The sequence below is a fragment of the Emticicia soli genome, from assembly GCF_037860775.1.
Lineage (GTDB): Bacteria > Bacteroidota > Bacteroidia > Cytophagales > Spirosomataceae > Emticicia > Emticicia soli.
Genome location: NZ_JBBEWC010000004.1, coordinates 369,006 through 386,375, shown reverse-complemented (window position 1 = coordinate 386,375; position 17,370 = coordinate 369,006). Strand labels below are relative to the sequence as shown.

10 protein-coding genes are annotated in these 17,370 nt (G+C 38.4%); 4 read left to right on the top strand and 6 right to left on the bottom strand.

What is annotated here, in order from left to right:
* Positions 1–50: 50 nt before the first annotated feature.
* The gene (locus WAE64_RS07330; protein WP_340235601.1) at positions 51–1,478 is read right to left on the bottom strand and encodes a hypothetical protein; all 1,428 of its coding nucleotides are present in this window, start codon (positions 1,476–1,478) and stop codon (positions 51–53) included.
* Between the two features lie 480 nt (positions 1,479–1,958).
* Between WAE64_RS07330 and WAE64_RS07325 the strand changes: the two genes are divergently transcribed.
* The gene (locus WAE64_RS07325) at positions 1,959–2,180 is read left to right on the top strand and encodes a DUF2795 domain-containing protein (RefSeq protein ID WP_015028821.1); all 222 of its coding nucleotides are present in this window, start codon (positions 1,959–1,961) and stop codon (positions 2,178–2,180) included.
* A 61-nt stretch (positions 2,181–2,241) separates the two neighbouring features.
* Here WAE64_RS07325 and uvrA read toward each other — a convergent pair whose 3' ends face one another.
* The 5 genes from uvrA to mutL form a co-directional block, all read right to left on the bottom strand.
* Positions 2,242–5,085, bottom strand: a complete 2,844-nt coding sequence (gene uvrA / locus WAE64_RS07320) for an excinuclease ABC subunit UvrA (protein ID WP_340235600.1) — start codon at positions 5,083–5,085, stop codon at positions 2,242–2,244.
* A 115-nt stretch (positions 5,086–5,200) separates the two neighbouring features.
* A complete protein-coding gene (gene dxs, locus WAE64_RS07315; protein WP_340235599.1) occupies positions 5,201–7,135 on the bottom strand; it encodes a 1-deoxy-D-xylulose-5-phosphate synthase in 1,935 nt (644 codons plus the stop codon).
* 180 nt (positions 7,136–7,315) lie between these two features.
* Positions 7,316–8,224 (bottom strand): rhomboid family intramembrane serine protease, encoded by a 909-nt coding sequence (locus WAE64_RS07310; RefSeq protein ID WP_340235598.1) that lies wholly within the window; start codon positions 8,222–8,224, stop codon positions 7,316–7,318.
* A 36-nt stretch (positions 8,225–8,260) separates the two neighbouring features.
* Positions 8,261–8,914 (bottom strand): rhomboid family intramembrane serine protease, encoded by a 654-nt coding sequence (locus WAE64_RS07305; protein WP_340235597.1) that lies wholly within the window; start codon positions 8,912–8,914, stop codon positions 8,261–8,263.
* Between the two features lie 9 nt (positions 8,915–8,923).
* Complete coding sequence (gene mutL / locus WAE64_RS07300; protein ID WP_340235596.1) at positions 8,924–10,837, bottom strand: DNA mismatch repair endonuclease MutL; 1,914 nt, start codon at positions 10,835–10,837, stop codon at positions 8,924–8,926.
* Between the two features lie 340 nt (positions 10,838–11,177).
* Here mutL and WAE64_RS07295 point away from each other — a divergent pair, with 340 nt between their 5' ends.
* The 3 genes from WAE64_RS07295 to WAE64_RS07285 are packed head-to-tail and all read left to right on the top strand — an operon-like array spanning position 11,178 to position 17,370.
* Entirely contained in the window at positions 11,178–11,702 is a 525-nt protein-coding gene (locus tag WAE64_RS07295; RefSeq protein ID WP_340235595.1) for a DUF2911 domain-containing protein, read from the top strand.
* 43 nt (positions 11,703–11,745) lie between these two features.
* On the top strand, positions 11,746–12,573 hold the full coding sequence (gene prmA, locus WAE64_RS07290; protein WP_340235594.1) for a 50S ribosomal protein L11 methyltransferase: 828 nt from the start codon (positions 11,746–11,748) through the stop codon (positions 12,571–12,573).
* A gap of 36 nt (positions 12,574–12,609) precedes the next feature.
* A complete protein-coding gene (locus tag WAE64_RS07285; protein WP_340235593.1) occupies positions 12,610–17,370 on the top strand; it encodes a hypothetical protein in 4,761 nt (1,586 codons plus the stop codon).

Sequence of the window (17,370 nt, the reverse complement as noted above, 5' to 3'; positions counted from 1 at the left end):
TAAATTGATGTGTATTACAAAAAAGCGTTTTAGATATAATTTTTTGTGATCTATTTCAAAAGTACTTTTAAGCTATCTACAGCATTTTTTATTGATTTATCATTTTTCAAGTTTTCTAATGTACCTTTATAACTTTCAATTTGTGACACTAAATCTTTTATAGCAGGTGTAGTTATACTTGGTCTAACAATTTCAAGCATCTCTTTGAATTTCTTTTTGCAGAGAGAAAACTGTAACTTACTAAATATACCAGTATCATTAAATGATAAAACAGCTATATTTGCTTGATGGGAATCTAACTTTGAAAGTAGCTCTTCATAGATAGGTTGTGCTGCACTAGAAACGCCATTTCCATTTGTTAAAAATACATCAACAAGTGATAAAACATATTTCTTGTTTATTCCTTTTGAAACTTTTGGAGGGTCTCCAACAATTCTACTTAACTGTTTCGCAAAAGTAGGTTCATTATAAAAGTTATTAAACCCTCTATGAGCTGAAAGTAAATTGTCTATTGCAGTTTCAATTTCTACAATTCTTAGGTCATCAGGAATATAACTCTCAGCATTTACTAATTGAAGAAATTCTCTAGATAGTTTTTTTTCTTGTTGATAGTTATTTGCAACGAAATTGCCATACTTGATTCCAAATGTGTTTTTAGTATCTTCATCGACTTTATTCCAAATTTCTGGAAGCAACTTATTTATATTTTGACGTGTTTGGCTCTCTGTATCATTTTTGGTATAAATACCAAAAAATCCTGCAACAAGGTTATTAGATTGTTCTTGAGTCAAGTTTGTGAAAAATACAGAGATTTCTTGAGCATCTTGATCACTTATTGTAGTATTTTTTATTCCTCCTAAAAGTTGTTTAATCCTAATTGTGAGTTGTGAAAGAGGTAATGAAATTACCTCTTTCACACATGTTTCAAGCCATGAGATTAATTGCAGTCCAGTTAATTCATTTTGATTGGGGTGAGCAGCACTTGCCCAATTTCTCATGTAATTGATGTATTCAAGATGTTTAAATCCTAGCTCTGAAATTAAACCAATCTCTTTAGCACCTTTAATTAAGTCATAGTCATCAATTTTGGGTAAATCATTCTCGCCTTGTACTCTTTTTCGTTTTTCTCCGGAAACTGCATTGTCATAGAAGTATTCAATATCATATTGGACAACTCTTTTTCTTATTTGTAGTATCGTTTCATCCCATAAATAATTTAAAGCAGCATCAAAAAGACCTGATGCAACACCTGCAATAAACTTTGATAAATAGAGTGATTGTTGTATTTCTCTAGTGTCTATTTTTGAAATTACATCTTCTAAGTTTTTAAAAACATTAACTCTTTCAGAAACATCAACGAAAATATTATTAGAAGGTAAATTATGTTGCTCTAAAAATGTTATGAGGTCATTTTCAAAGTTACGAAGTTGAATGTTGTATTTTTCAGATTTTGTTATTTGTAAATTATTGTTTTCCACTTGCAGTTAAATATTTTATTTGTGAATTTATGAACTAACTAATGATATAGTATTAGAAAATCTCTATAATAAGACCATTAATTTAAACAAATCAAAATTAAACAAAAATTTACATTTCGGTATTATAGGCTGGCGTTTTATTTTCAACTATCCTTTGATAACAAATAGTAAAATCTACAGTAAACCATAATTGTTAATATATAAGTAATTATATTTTAACAAATAAGCATTTATTGAAGACTGGAATTTACAAAAAAACTCCTTTTCATTTGGAAGAAAAGGAGTTTTTTTTATATTTGTAACTAATTGATACTCAAATTATTGGTCAAAATATTATATATTTTTTCGGAGAATATATAATATTTTTCAAAAAAAACGTTTGTCAGATAATACATTTTTTGGTCAAAACACTTGACAAATTAAAAATTGTTATACTTTTGCAGCCACAAATTTTTTGTAACATTAAATAAGGAATAAACTATGTATTGGACACTCGAACTTGCGTCATACCTTGAAGACGCTCCGTGGCCCGCTACAAAAGATGAGTTGATAGATTTTTCGATTCGTTCGGGAGCACCCATTGAAGTTATTGAAAATTTACAAGAATTAGAAGACGACGGACAACCGTACGAAAGTATTGAGGAGATTTGGCCCGATTATCCGACCAAAGACGACTTTTTCTTCAATGAAGATGAATATTAGATGTCATTAAATAAAAAGAGCAATAAACATCGTTTATTGCTCTTTTTGCTTGTCAAAACTTTTATTTTAGTTCTTCTTTTAAAAAGTAGCCCGTATAGCTACCTTTTACTTTAGCTATTTGCTCAGGCGTACCTTCTGCTATTATCTGCCCACCTTTATTGCCACCCTCAGGCCCAAGGTCTATCACGTGGTCTGATACCTTTATTACGTCAAGATTATGTTCTATAATCAGTACTGTATTGCCTTTATCGGCTAATTTCTGCAATACCTCCAGTAGTTTTTGGATGTCCTGAAAATGTAGCCCTGTGGTAGGTTCGTCTAGTATATAGAGTGTTTTACCTGTATCTTTCTTCGAAAGCTCTTCGGCTAGCTTTACACGCTGCGCTTCACCACCCGAAAGGGTAGTGGCATGTTGCCCCAAAGTAATATAGCCTAAACCTACATCAAAAAGGGTTTGCACCTTTCTGAAAATCTTCGGTTGAAACTCAAAGAACTCTATTGCTTGCTCAACTGTCATATCCAACACGTCGGCGATAGACTTGCCTTTGAATCGAACTTCCAATGTTTCACGGTTAAAACGTTTACCCTTACAGGTTTCACAGGCTACGTGTACATCAGGCAGAAATTCCATCTCAATTTTTTTCATTCCTGCTCCCTCACAATCTTCACAACGGCCACCTTTTACGTTGAACGAAAAACGCCCGGGCTTATAACCTCTTATTTTTGATTCTGGTAATTCGGCAAATAGTGTTCTGATGTCAGAAAACATACCTGTATAAGTAGCCGGATTACTTCTTGGTGTGCGGCCGATTGGGCTTTGGTCTACCTCAATTACTTTATCTACAAACTCCAGACCCTCAACAGCTTTGTAGGCTAGGGGCTCTCGTTTAGAATTATAAAAATGGCGATTCAGAATCGGGAATAAGGTCTCATGAATCAAAGACGATTTACCACTGCCACTCACACCGGTAATCGAGAGCATTTTGCCTAATGGGAGTTTCAGGGTTACGTTTTTAAGGTTATGGCCTGTTGCACCTTTTATTACTAAGGCTTTGCCATTTCCTTTTCTTCGTTCTTTCGGAATATCAATGCTCGACCTGCCGCTTAGGTAGTCAGAGGTGGTGCTTCTGTTATCAAGAAACTCTTGTGGAGTACCTCTGCCTACAATGCTACCACCGTGTCGGCCAGCGCCGGGGCCTATGTCTAGTATATAGTCTGACTCCAGCATCATGTCTTTATCGTGTTCTACAACCAGAACGGTGTTTCCTAAGTCACGCAAATCTTTTAAAGCCTGAATCAGCTTCACGTTGTCTCTTTGGTGCAAACCAATACTTGGTTCGTCCATGATATATAAAACGCCCACCAACTGGGTGCCAATTTGTGTAGCCAGCCGAATCCGTTGTGATTCGCCACCTGATAAGGTTCTTAGCGGCCTGTTAAGTGTTAAGTAGTCTAATCCTATGCCTAAAAGGAAACCAATGCGTTTACGGATCTCTTTCAGTATCTCACGGGCAATGGTATTCTGACGGTTTGACAAGCGGCTTTCCAAATTTTCAAACCATTCAGCAATTTCCCGAATGTCCATTTCGGCCAGTTCAGCAATATTTCTATGGTCAATCTTGAAGTGCAACGATTCTTTTTTCAGACGTAAACCACCACAATCAGGGCAGGTTTTAATTACCAAGAAGTCACGCACCCAATCTTGTATCTTATCATTGTCAGAATCTTGCTGGCGTTTCAAAAACGTAATTACGCCTTCAAATGTCGAATTCCATTCTGTACCTGGATATTTCTTCGAAGGCACCGCTACGGGCTCTTCGCTGCCATATAAGATAGTTTTAAGGGCTTCGGGCGGTAGTTTATCTATGGGGGTTGAAATATTGGATTTGAAGCTCTTGAGTATAATTTCTATTTGCTTAAAAATCCATAAGTCACGGTACTCGCCCAAAGGAGCAATACCCCCTCGGCTAATGCTTAGAGATTTATCAGGAATGATAGAATCTTCGGTTATCTCTTCAATAGTCCCCAAACCGTTACAGGTAGGACAAGCACCATAAGGTGAATTGAAAGAGAAACTATTAGGCGAAGGGTCTTCGTAAGAAATACCCGATTTGGGGTCGGTCAGATTCTGAGAAAAATATTGAGTTTTACCCTCTGTATCAAGCAGCATCATAGAACCCTTGCCTTGTTTTAAGGCTGTGCTTACCGATTGGGTTAAGCGATAGCGGTCGTCAGATTTTGGTATAACACGGTCTACTACCACCTCAATATCATGAATCTTATAACGGTCGAGCTGCATTTTAGGATTAATATCCAGTACCTCGCCATCAACCCTTACCTTATTGTACCCCAATTTTGCAATTTGTACAAACAACTCACGATAATGCCCTTTTCTACCTTTTACCAAAGGAGCTAACAAGGTGATTTTTTGCCCTTCGAATTGCTGCAAAATCTGGTCAATAATCTGGTCTTGTGTTTGCTTCACCATCTTATCGCCCGTAACATAGCTGAAAGCCTCACTGGCACGTGCAAAAAGCAAACGGAGGAAATCGTAGATTTCGGTAGTTGTACCAACAGTAGAACGAGGGTTTTTGGAGGTGGTTTTCTGTTCAATAGAAATTACCGGAGACAAACCATTGATTTTGTCAACGTCTGGTCGTTCCATACCGCCAATAAAACTACGGGCATACGAAGAGAAACTCTCCATATAGCGTCTTTGGCCTTCGGCATAGATAGTATCAAAGGCTAAAGAAGATTTCCCACTACCCGAAATACCAGTAATAACTACCAGTTTGTTTCGGGGAATATTTACATCAATGTTTTTAAGATTATGTTCTCTGGCGCCTAAAACTTCTATTTGGTCGTAGCCAGTCAGGTCAATGTCATTCAAATGTTTTTCGCTCACTATATATGGCAGATTATTTAGAAATTAACGAAAAAAGTAGGTTTGTAGTTCCTACTTTTAAAACGAATTAAGCGGCCTTAGCCGCTTATATTATACCAATAAATTTACAGTAACATTAATACACCAAAATCCGGTTACTCACCATTTCTCTGGCGGCTTCGGCTATTCCTTCAGGGTCGAAACCACATTCGCGGTGTAGTTCAATCTGTTCGCCATGCTCTACTATTCGGTCAGGAATACCCAGGCGTTTTACTTTGGCTGTATACTCGTGGTCGGCCATAAATTCTAATACGGCACTTCCCATGCCGCCTTTCAGGCAACCATCTTCCACAGTTATTACTTTATCGAATCTTTGAAACACCTCATGCAAAAGGGCTTCATCAAGCGGTTTTACAAAACGTAAGTCATAATGCGCTGCGCTGATGCCTTCTCTTTGAAGTGCTTCGCAAGCCTGCACGGCATAATTACCAATATGACCAATGGTCAGAATGGCAACATCGCTTCCGTCTTTTATTTTTTGTCCTTTACCTATTTCTATTTTTCGCAATGGGCGTCTCCAATCAGGTAAAACACCTTCGCCACGTGGGTAACGGATAGTGAATGCTGTTTTCAGTTTCTGTACCTCATCTAGCTGGAATGTGTACATCATATTGCGCAATTCCTCTTCGTTCATAGGGGCGGCAATCACCATATTCGGAATACAACGCATAAAAGCAATATCATAAGCACCATGATGCGTAGGGCCATCGGCTCCGGCAAAACCTGCACGGTCAAGGCAGAAGATAATGGGTAATTCCTGAATACATACATCATGAATCACCTGGTCGTAGGCACGTTGCATAAACGTAGAGTAGATATTGCAATACACTACCAAGCCTTGTGTTGCCATACCCGCCGAAAAAGTTACGGCGTGTTGCTCGGCAATACCCACATCAAAAGCCCTCTCAGGCATGGCTTTCATCATAATATTGAGCGAAGAGCCGGAAGGCATGGCAGGAGTAACCCCCATTATTTTTGAATTAACTTCGGCTAGCTCAACAATTGTATGCCCAAATACATCCTGATATTTCGGAGGCATTGGTCGGTCATATACCTTTTTCTTTATTTCGCCCGTTACTTTATCAAAAAGACCCGGCGCATGCCATTTGGTCTGGTCTTTTTCGGCAGGAGCGTAGCCTTTACCTTTTACAGTTAGGCAATGTAATATTTTAGGTCCCGGAATATTCTTTAAATCTTCGAGTACACTTACCATATGGTTAAGGTCGTGCCCATCTATCGGGCCGAAGTAGCGAAGATTCAATGCTTCAAACAAATTACTCTGGCTCAGTAAAGCACCTTTCATGGCATTTTCTACTTTCTGCACAATTTCTCTTGCACTTTTGCCAAAGTTGCTCATTTTACCTAACAAGTTCCAGACATCGTCTTTGGCTTTGTTGTAGGTCTGTGAAGTAGTAATATCGGTCAGATATTCTTTTAAAGCCCCTACGTTAGGGTCAATAGCCATGCAGTTGTCGTTCAGAATAATCAGTAGATTGGCGTCTTTCAACGAACCTGCATGATTCATGGCTTCAAAAGCCATTCCGGCTGTCATGGAGCCATCGCCGATTACAGCAATGTGCTGGCGTTTTTTATCGCCATTGTGCATAGACCCAACGGCCATGCCCAATGCAGCAGAAATAGAAGTAGACGAGTGGCCTACTCCGAAAGTATCATAAATGCTTTCTTTACGTTTTGGGAAACCCGAAATACCACCATAAAAGCGGTTGGTATGAAACTGTTTTCTACGGCCTGTCAGAATCTTGTGCCCATAGGCCTGATGCCCTACGTCCCACACTAATTGGTCGTCAGGTGTATTAAATACATAATGTAAAGCTACACTAAGCTCAACTACCCCCAGGCTGGCACCAAAATGCCCACCATACACAGACACAATATCAATAATAAACTGTCGTAGTTCGTCGGCAATTTGTGGAAGTTTTGATCGGTCAAGTTTTCTTAGATCGGATGGTTCGTTGATGAATTCCAGAAGGTCGCCGGGTGTGATGAGCATATCTTTATAACAAATTACAAGTCGATTGTTCTGTCTAAACCAAACATAACATAAAATGTTTGATTATAACGCAAATAAATTTTATAATTTTTGGGTTTAAACAGGGATGTCCATCAATACTTATGCAGTCTGATGGCAGATAAGCTTACAAAGGTACGTAAAAAAACATATAATGCTTTACTAATCTTTTCTTTGGCTGGCTCTGTAGAGTTTTTGTTTTTCTTCTTTTGTAAGACTTTCGTAACCAGACTTACCGATTTTATCCAGAATGGCATCTACTTCGTCTTGGTCAGGGAAATAGTTGGGGTCAAGATTTGTGTTACTGATACCTTTGCTTGAAACAGTAGATTCGCTATATTTTCTCTGAGGAATTTTCATTTTAGGCTTCGGTCGCCATAGGCTGCTCCACCAGTCACCAATAGTTTCTATAGGGCTACCCAGGTCAATACCTTTCCGCAGTAAATAAATATAAGAGTACCCTGCCAATGCTCCGCCCAAGTGAGAAATACCACTACTTGGCACAATAAACGACAAGAGCAAGAAAAACCAGGCTATGTATTTAATTTTAATCAGAAAAAGGCCAAAGAAATAAAATTCGTATTCAGGCAGAAGCGTAACCGCTGCAAACATAACCGCACAAACCGCTGCCGAAGCACCAAGTACCGTAGAATTGATGTTATTAACCTGTGGTGTAAGCGATAATAAATTATAAATACCGATATATATTAAACCACTTAAAATACCACCAATAATGTAGATGTTCATTAATTTCCGGCTGCCAATAAACTCTTGCACCAATGTACCAAACCAGTAGAGCGTAAGCATATTAAATAGCAAATGCCAGAAACTGTAATGTGTAAACCCGTAGGTAAGGAGAGTCCAGGGTTTCCAGATAAACTCCTTAATAGGCGCAATAAGCAAAACATTGTCATTAATGAGTTTATTAATGACATTTCCCTCGGGAAAAAACGATAAAATAGCTCCTGTCAGAACTAAAGACAAAAAGACTATTGCATTGATGAGCATTAGCTGCACCAATGTATTTCCGCGACGGAAAGGATTTTTTATGTCATCTAAAAAATTTGCCACTCGCTCTTTCTTCCTTAAAACAAATTTATATAAAAATTAATACCGTGCTTTACCAAAGCCAAAAAATCTTAATAAAATGAAACCAACCAGCAAACCACCTACGTGTGCAAAGTGAGCTATTCCCATTGATGAACCCTGAATACCAGCGTATAACTCGTATAATGCATAAAAGCCAACTAAATATTTGGCCTTAATTGGCACCGGAAACGGAAAAATAATAAGCTCGTTGTTGGGGAAAAGATATGCATACGCAATCAGAATCCCAAAAATAGCTCCCGAAGCTCCTACCATTGGTATTGATGCCAAAGCCCAATATACTTCTGAATCAGGCGAGAACTGAAGCATGTCATACATATTTACGAAAGAGTAAATAAAACTTGCGCCAACGCCTGTAATCAAATAGTATATAAGAAAACGTTTTGAACCAAAAAATGTTTCGATTCCTGAGCCAAAAATTAATAAAGCAAACATATTGCTTAATAAATGCCCTAAACTACCATGCATAAACATATAGGTAAAGGGCTGCCATATCTTGAAATTCGGATTCAGTAAATCAGGAGTTCCGGGTAAAATAGGGTTAAAGAAGGCAAATTGCTGAGTAATATAATTTTGATTTAAAAAATTTGATAGTAAAAAAACTACAACATTGGCAATCAATAAATTACGAGCAACCGGGCTTAAATAAAACATAGCTTTCTTTTATTTTTTTAGTATGAGTTCGGCTAATTGTTCCAACGACAATATAGTCATAATTGGTTCACCATTAGGGGTATAAGCAGGAACAGCCGTTTCAAAAAGTTGATGAATCAGTAAATTTATTTCAATTTTCGAAAGTTCGCCAATATATTTGGCAGAAGATTTTTTTGAGAATGAACGAGCCACGTTTTCTACACTATCAAGATGTAAATCATTCTGATTAGTTTTGAATTGGTGCACTAAGCCTTCAAAAATTTCTTTTTCGTTTTCTTCTTGTACTTCTGGCGGAACACCAGTGATTTTAATGGTATTTTGCCCGAATTCTTCAAACGAAAATCCGAGTGCTTTTATTTCGTCCTCAATTTCCATAACCAACTGAAAATCAGAGGGGTGTAAATCGAGAGTTTTCGGGAACAACAATTGTTGCGTAAACGAATTTTTGTTTTTTACATTGTTGTAATACTTCTCGTACAGAATACGCTCATAAGCAGCTCGCTGGTCTATCAGCATTAAGCCGCTTTTTGCCTGAGCCACAATAAATCTGTTCTGTACCTGAATCGCACTAATGTCTTTGACTTCGGCTAGGCGTCTGCTTTCGTCAGTAATATCGTTAGCTTTACTGCCCAGCGTTATAGGCTCATCTCTCTGAAAGTCTCTTTGAGTAGCAGAAGCATGAAAATCAAGATTAGTCTGATTGTTGGGTTTAAAGCTATCCAGTCCCTCAAAAAGCTTACGCCAGTTTTCGGTATTAGACCTGTCTCTAAATGAATCATCATCAACAGGTGGTAAAGATGAACTTGCACTCTGACGAGGTTTTTCGAAGTCAGAAATACCCGAGTTAATAGGCGATGGATTATCGGTAAAACGGCTCGTAGAGGTAATATTACCAAAGTTTATATCTGATTCGAAATCAATAGTAGGCGTAAGGTTGTAAACACCTATAGCACGCCTCACAGCCGACCTGATGATGGCATATACTGCCCGCTCATCATCAAACTTTATTTCGGTTTTTGTCGGATGAATGTTTATATCAATATGCGAAGGGTCAATTTCCAGAAACAAAACATAAAATGGGCTGCTACCCTCGGGTATGGTGGCTTCAAAAGCACTTAACACCGCATGGTGCAGGTAATTATGTTTAATAAAACGCTTATTGACAAAGAAAAACTGTTCGCCTCTACCTTTTTTGGCCGACTCAGGTTTGCCCACATAGCCTTCTACGTTTACAAAAGGCGTTTCTTCTTCGCAGGTAGCCAGTTGCTCACGGTAGGTCTTGCCAAAAATATCAACTATCCTTCTGCTTAATTTACCTGCAGGTAGGTTATACACCTCAACATCGTTGTGGTAAAGCGTAAAAGTGATGTTAGGGTGCGCTAAAGCAACTCGTTGAAATTCGTCTAAAACGTGTTTCATTTCAACGGGGTTCGACTTCAGGAAATTACGGCGAGCCGGCACATTAAAAAACAGATTTTTCACCTGAAAGTTAGTGCCCTTTGTACAAGAAACCGACTCTTGATTTTTGAACTCCGAACCCTCGATCCGAATCATGGTGCCAACTTCGTCAACCAGACGGCGGGTACGAAGTTCAACCTGTGCAACGGCAGCGATAGAAGCAAGTGCTTCGCCTCTGAAACCCATAGTACGAATAGCAAAGATATCTTCAGCAGTTTTTATTTTCGAAGTTGCGTGTCTTTCAAAACTCATGCGGGCATCAGTTGCCGACATTCCCATGCCATCGTCAATTACCTGAATCAGCGTTCTGCCTGCGTCTTTTACAATCAACTGAATAGTATTAGCACGTGCATCAATCGAATTCTCTAATAATTCTTTTACTACTGAGGCCGGTCGTTGCACAACTTCTCCTGCTGCAATCTGGTTTGCAATAGAATCAGGTAGTAAATGAATAATATCTAACATTGTATTAATTTTTTGCCAGCTAAACTCTCAAATTTATTTAATTAACCTTAATTTTAAAGCAATTTGTTCCATTGATAAAATATTTTGGTACTAATTACCTCATACTTATACCAGTTAAACTCTCTGTTTTCAGCTTTGGTTTTCATAATTTATTTTTTCTAAAACCATAAGCTGTATTTCTGTTGCAAAATTGTTGTTTTCTGAAATGAAATCAGCAAAAAACTTTATTTTATTTTATACGATACAAAAATAAATGCAACAGATATGTTTTTTGAGCTAAATTCTGAATGCTAATATAATACGCAAAAATTTTATATTTAACCATAAAACCTGAAAAAAAATGAATAAAATTCTGAAAATCGTAATCATAAGCGTGGCAGTGCTAGCGCTTGCCTTTTATGGCTTTCTTACTTTTACAAAAAGCAAAAGCCCTGCTGATACTGCCAGCTTTAATCAGAACGGCCTTTCGGTACAGGTTGATTATTGCCGGCCCTATAAAAAAGACCGTGTTATTTTTGGCCAATTGCTGCCTTATGGCAAAGTATGGCGAACAGGTGCTAACGAAGCCACTATTTTTGAGGTAAAGCAAGACGTAAAAATAGCTGATAAACCATTGAAAGCAGGAAAATATACGCTATGGACGATTCCGAATACCGATAACTGGACAATCATTTTTAATAGCCAGACAGGCCAATGGGGTACTGAATATGATGAAACAAAAGACGTATTAAGAGTAGATGTGCCTGCCAGTAAACTAGCTGAAACTGTAGAACAATTTAAGATTGATTTTGCCTCAGCAGAAGGCGGAAGTGATATGATATTGCGTTGGGAAAACACAGAAGTAAAAGTGCCTGTGAGACTTTAATATAAAATTCTTTGTTTTCAGAAGAATTTCCGAACTTTACGGCATGGATTATATAGAATTAACACTACAAATAGATGCTGATTTTGTCGAGATTTTGATGGCAGAATTAGCCGAATTAGGCTTTGAATCGTTTGTTGAGACAGACGAAGGGCTGGAAGCCTATGTTCAGGAAGAACTTTTCAACGATTTGGCTATAAAGCAAATGCTAGAAAACTATGCATCTCGCACGGCCATTTCTTACCAGTTTAAAAAGATAGCCCGCCAGAACTGGAACGAAGAATGGGAAAAGAATTTCCAGCCGATTCAGATAGGTGAGCAGATTTACGTCCGTGCCGATTTCCATGAACCTAAGTCTGATTTTCCTTACGAAATCATTATTACGCCTAAGATGTCATTTGGCACAGGTCACCATGAGACAACTTCGATGGTGATGGAGCACCAACTTGGCATTGAGCATACCAACAAAAAAGTGCTTGATGTGGGCACTGGTACGGGTATTTTGGCTGTTTTGGCATCAAAACTAGGTGCAACTACTATCAGTGCCTTTGATATTGATGAATGGTCGGTCGAAAACACAATTGAGAACGTCAAATTAAACGACGTATCGAATGTAATTGTGAGACTCGGCACAATAGAAGATGAGCCACACGACATGTATGATATTGTATTGGCTAATATTAACAGAAACATACTTATCAGCCAGATACCTGCTTATGTAACATTCCTGAAGCCGGGCGGCGAATTAATTGTAAGCGGTTTTTATGAAAAAGATATAGCTGATATTGAAACTATTGCCGAGTCTGTTGGTTTAAAAAAAGTAGCCCAACTAAGCAAGAATAACTGGGCGGCGGTCGTTTTTAAATATCGGTAAATTAAAAAGGCGAAATTAATCGCTGCTCTTTCACTTATGCGGCATCTTTCTATCATCTTCTGTTGTGGGATTCTTTTGTCATTTTCTGCAAAAGCACAGTCAATCAGGTTATCGGACAATCCGCAAACCTTTATTAGTGAGATAAAAACAGTAATGGCAACAGGCAATAATGCCATAGCCATTGAGATGGGAAATAAATTTGAGTCGTACTGGACAAACCGTTTTACTGCCAATCAGAAAGCAGTTCTGATGAACACAGCAAAAAAAATGGGTACCAAAGGCCACAAGATGGCTCAATTTTATTACTTCTTTCTGATTATAGACAAGGTAATTAACCAGGAAAAATACGACGAAGCCAAACTGGATAATTTCTTGAATGTAAACAGCAAAGCTGTTGAACTCTACGATTTAAAAACAGCAACCAGAATTTTTGAGACTTTTAAGGATTTTCTGGAGAAACGGAGAATTTATGTTTCTGGCTTTAACCGTTTGTATGCACTTGGTGGCACTTTTGATTTTAAATTTCTAGACAAAGCGCAAGAAACCGCTCAAGCTCAGCAACCTGCAAGCAACGATGCAGCTACTCCTGCTGCGGCCGAAGACTCTAAGTATTTTGACGATTGGGATAAACCCAGCCCATCAAACGCCTCGGCAAATACTACTGCGCCGGCTATGCAAGCTACCGAAAAAAAGGCTATGCCTGTTTTGGGCGGGGTTGCGCTAGAGATAAATAATGTAGATTTGATTCTGGCAACTGCCAGCGACTCGGTTACTGTTGCTAAAACCTCTGGTACAATAGCTCTAAAAGATGGTGTTTTTGTGGGTAAAGGTGGTACTATCACTTGGGAAAACCTTGGCATGCCTGAAATATCGGCGGTTTTGGGAGATTATACTTTCGAAATCAGAACCCCACGTTTTACGGGCGAAGAAGTTACACTTACTTATGCACAGCGCCTCACGGCGCCTATCAAGGGTGTGCTTGAGTTTAAGGGCGAAAAACGTGCTAAAAATGCCCAAGCTACGTATCCACGTTTTATGTCTTACCAAAGCGATGCTTTCATTAAAAACATTGATAAAAGTATAGAATATAAAGGTGGATTTTCGATTATAGGCAAGCGTATATTCTCATCGTCGGTTCAGAACTCCTATTCGAGCATTACCGTAAAGCAAGATGGCAAAGTAGCTTTTAAAACCAGCAGTACCCGTTTCGAAATCAGCGATTCGTTTATTGGCGCACAGTCAGCCAGTTTTGTAACCTATATCGAAAAAGATTCAATTTATCATCCGGCTTTAAAGTTGAATTATGTACCTGCCGATGGTATTTTGCGTTTAAATAAAATGGATGGTGGCGGATTTAAAGATGCTACTTTTACCGATACCTACCACCAGATGAGCATTAAATGCGATGCCATGCGATGGAGTCTGGCAGAAGGTAAAATGGATTTCTATATTATATCGGGTAGAACACAGATTCCGGCAGTTTTTGAGTCTCTAGATTTTTTTGATTCTCAAAGATTAACAAACCTTAGTAGTGGTGGTGGTTTTAATCCGCTGTTGGTTGCATCAAACTTTATACAAAAAAACAACAAGACGAGTTTTAGTGTAAATGAAGTTGCCGCTTTTAATAATAATAAAATAGCACCTCAAACCCTTAAATCTGGTTTAATGGTGGCTGTGCAGCAAGGCTTTATTTACTATAATCCTTCAACCGACCTTTACAGCATTACTACAAAAGGCAACCATTATCTGATGGCCAATACAGGCAAAAAGGATTTTGATGAGATACTCATTCCGTCTGTTTATGGTACCAGCAAAGACTCTACTGCTAATGCTACGCTAACATTGAATGATAAAAGTCTGGTGATACGAGGGGTAAAACGTTTTAATCTGAGCGATTCGTTAAGGGCTTTTATTGCACCTTATGACCAAACCATAAAAGTAGGCAAAAACAGAACCTTTACTTTCAACGGCCAGTTTAAAACCAAAAACTACCGTTTTGCAGGGCAGGAATTGACTTTCGACTACGAAAAATATATGCTTTCGCTGCCTAAGATAGACTCTATTACCTTTACACCAGCCGCAGTATATAATAAAGGTGGCCGAAGAGAGATTGGCAGTAGAATAAAATACGATAACCCTGGGGTTGTTTACCTCAATAAACCAGACAATAAATCGGGTAAACAGTCTTTACCGCAGTACCCAATGCTGAAAATAGATAAAGGCGTAACGGTCTATTTTGATGACGAGTTTAGAGGTAAAAAAGCTTATAATAGAGAAGTACGCTTTGAAGTGCCAAAAATCGATTATGATAGCTTGAGCACAAAAGACATGGAGTTTGCAGGTACATTTTATTCAGGCGAAATATTTAAGCCTTTCAAAGAAAAACTTCGTGTAATGCCAGATACTACCATCGGCTTTGCACACAAAGTACCAACAGGCAAATATCCGGTGTTTGGTAACGAAACCTCCGTTAAGTTTGCCTCACCACTTGTAATGGATGGCAAAGGCTTACATACCGAAGGAGACATAACTCACCTGGCAGCAACACTCACAGCCAAAGAAATATTCTTTGCAACAGACTCTTTATTGGCAAAAGGTGAACAAGGCAAAGTAGTTGAAACCAATAAAGCAGGTGCGTCTTATTTCCCACAGGTAGAAATCAAAGACTATACATTGAAATGGCTTCCTAAAGCCGACTCAATGCTGATTGCTTCTAAAGAGGGTTTTAACTTCTATGCGGGGTCTTCGTCACTAAAAGGAAAAATATTGGTTCGTAAAGGAGGTTTATTCGGGCTTGGTCAGTTGGTGCGCACAGATTCTGAAACGGGTTCCGACCAGTTTAAGTTTAACAAAGAAGGCTTTACCGCTGATAAATCTCAGTTCAATATCAAGTCGGCAACTGCTTCTTCAAAATCAGTATTGTTGGGTAAAAACGTAAATGTGAATTTCAATGTAAATACCAGCATTGTAAACATTGCTACCAACGAGGGTAACTTTAACGACAGTACGCAACAATCATCGTTTGAGTTTCCGTATGCAGCCTATAAAACCAATATAGACCGTGCAGAGTGGAACATCAAGAAAAAGCAAATCAGCATGAAAGGCGATGTAGCTACTTCGGTGTTTACATCAACTAATGCCGAACAATTGGGGCTGGCATTTAATGGTAGCTCGGCAATGTATGATATTGAGCAAATGACTTTTAATATTGGTGGTGTGCCATTTATTAAATCGGCCGATGCCAAGATTATTCCTGATAAAGGGCTGGTGGCGGTTCGCCGAGATGCAGAAATGTTGCCGTTTAAAAATGCCCGTTTGACTATCGATACCCTGAATGGTTATCATAACCTACGAAATGGTAACATACAGATTTTATCTAAAAACAAATTTACTGGCGATGCCTCATATCAGTTTGTAAACGTGCGCAAAGATACTTTCAATATTAAAATGGGAGACTTTGAGATACGTGAAATGGCAGCCGTAGCAGCAGATGGTAAGAAAACCAAAGATAAAAACTACTCAACCTATGCCCATGCTACTGTAAAAGACCGTGATAGTTTGTATTTATCTCCTAAAATTATATACCAGGGTGAAATTTCGATGCTGGCACCTGTCAAAAACCTGACTTTAGATGGTTTTGTATTGCCTGTTTTGAAGAAATACCCGAATCTGGGTGGATACTGGATTCCGTATAAAGGCGATAAATCGGAAGAAGTGGCGATTACTGTAGATAAGAACTTGAAAAGCAACGAGTCTTTACTTTTTGCAGGTTTGCATTTCAGAACTACGGCATCAAGCAATGGGTTGTACCCAACGTTCTTATCAGCTAAAGAAGTAGAAGAAGATCAGGATGTTTTTATAGGTTCAGGTGTTTTGCGCCGCGACGAACCTAATAAACTATTCAGCATAAAACTAGAAGGCGAAAAAGTGCCTGTTAGTAATAAATATGAATTGCTTGAAGATAAAGGTATTATTAATCTGGAAGGTAAGTTCAACTTGTTGAGCAACGACCTTGCACAATATCTTCAAACATCAGGTTTTGCCAAAATACGCCTTGATACACCAAAGCATGAGTTTAATACCATGATGCTGGTGAACTTCCCGGTTGTGCAGCCTATTCTGGCACACATGGCAAACAAAATAGTGAAAACCAACCTTGACCAAGGAGTTAACGAAGCTGCAATAGAATTAAACTCACCTGAGTTGATTTCAAAAATTGGTAGCATTGTAGGTGATAAAGACATTGAAGATTACAAAACACGTTCGGCTAAAGAATATGTGCCTTTGTTTAAGTTTTCGCCGAAGTTTATCAATACAATGGTTTTCAGCGACTTGAAACTACAATGGGAGCCTAAGCAAAATGCTTACAGAAGTGTAGGTAAGCTGGGTATCTCTAACATTGGTGAAACAGATATTAATGCCAAGGTTGATGGCTATGTAGAGATTCGCAAGAACCCGACAGGTGTTGACGAAATGTATATCTTCCTGGAACTATCAGGCGAAAACTGGTACTACTTTGGTTATAAAGAAGGTGAAATGGGTATTATTTCTTCTGACGACGCCTTTAACGCATTGGTAACCAAAGGCGAGAAGAAAAAAGACAAGAGTTATCAGGTTATTGCCGTTGATTACTCAGAGGCGATTCTTTTCCGTAAGGTATTCTTAGAAACCTATAAAGGCATAAAAGAACCGCCTAAAGGTAAAAAGACCGACCCTAAAAAACTGGCAACAGTACCTAAGGAAGAAACTCAGAAAAAAGACGAGAAGAAAAAAGAAGCCGAAAAAGACGGATTTTAA

Bases quoted from the DNA above. Each gene is read 5' to 3' on its own strand.
- WAE64_RS07325 (WP_015028821.1), top strand. From the start codon at position 1,959: ATGTATTGGACACTCGAACTTGCGTCATACCTTGAAGACGCTCCGTGG.
- dxs (WP_340235599.1), bottom strand. From the start codon at position 7,135: ATGCTCATCACACCCGGCGACCTTCTGGAATTCATCAACGAACCATCC.
- WAE64_RS07305 (WP_340235597.1), bottom strand. From the start codon at position 8,914: ATGTTTTATTTAAGCCCGGTTGCTCGTAATTTATTGATTGCCAATGTT.
- mutL (WP_340235596.1), bottom strand. From the start codon at position 10,837: ATGTTAGATATTATTCATTTACTACCTGATTCTATTGCAAACCAGATT.
- WAE64_RS07295 (WP_340235595.1), top strand. From the start codon at position 11,178: ATGAATAAAATTCTGAAAATCGTAATCATAAGCGTGGCAGTGCTAGCG.
- prmA (WP_340235594.1), top strand. From the start codon at position 11,746: ATGGATTATATAGAATTAACACTACAAATAGATGCTGATTTTGTCGAG.
- WAE64_RS07285 (WP_340235593.1), top strand. From the start codon at position 12,610: ATGCGGCATCTTTCTATCATCTTCTGTTGTGGGATTCTTTTGTCATTT.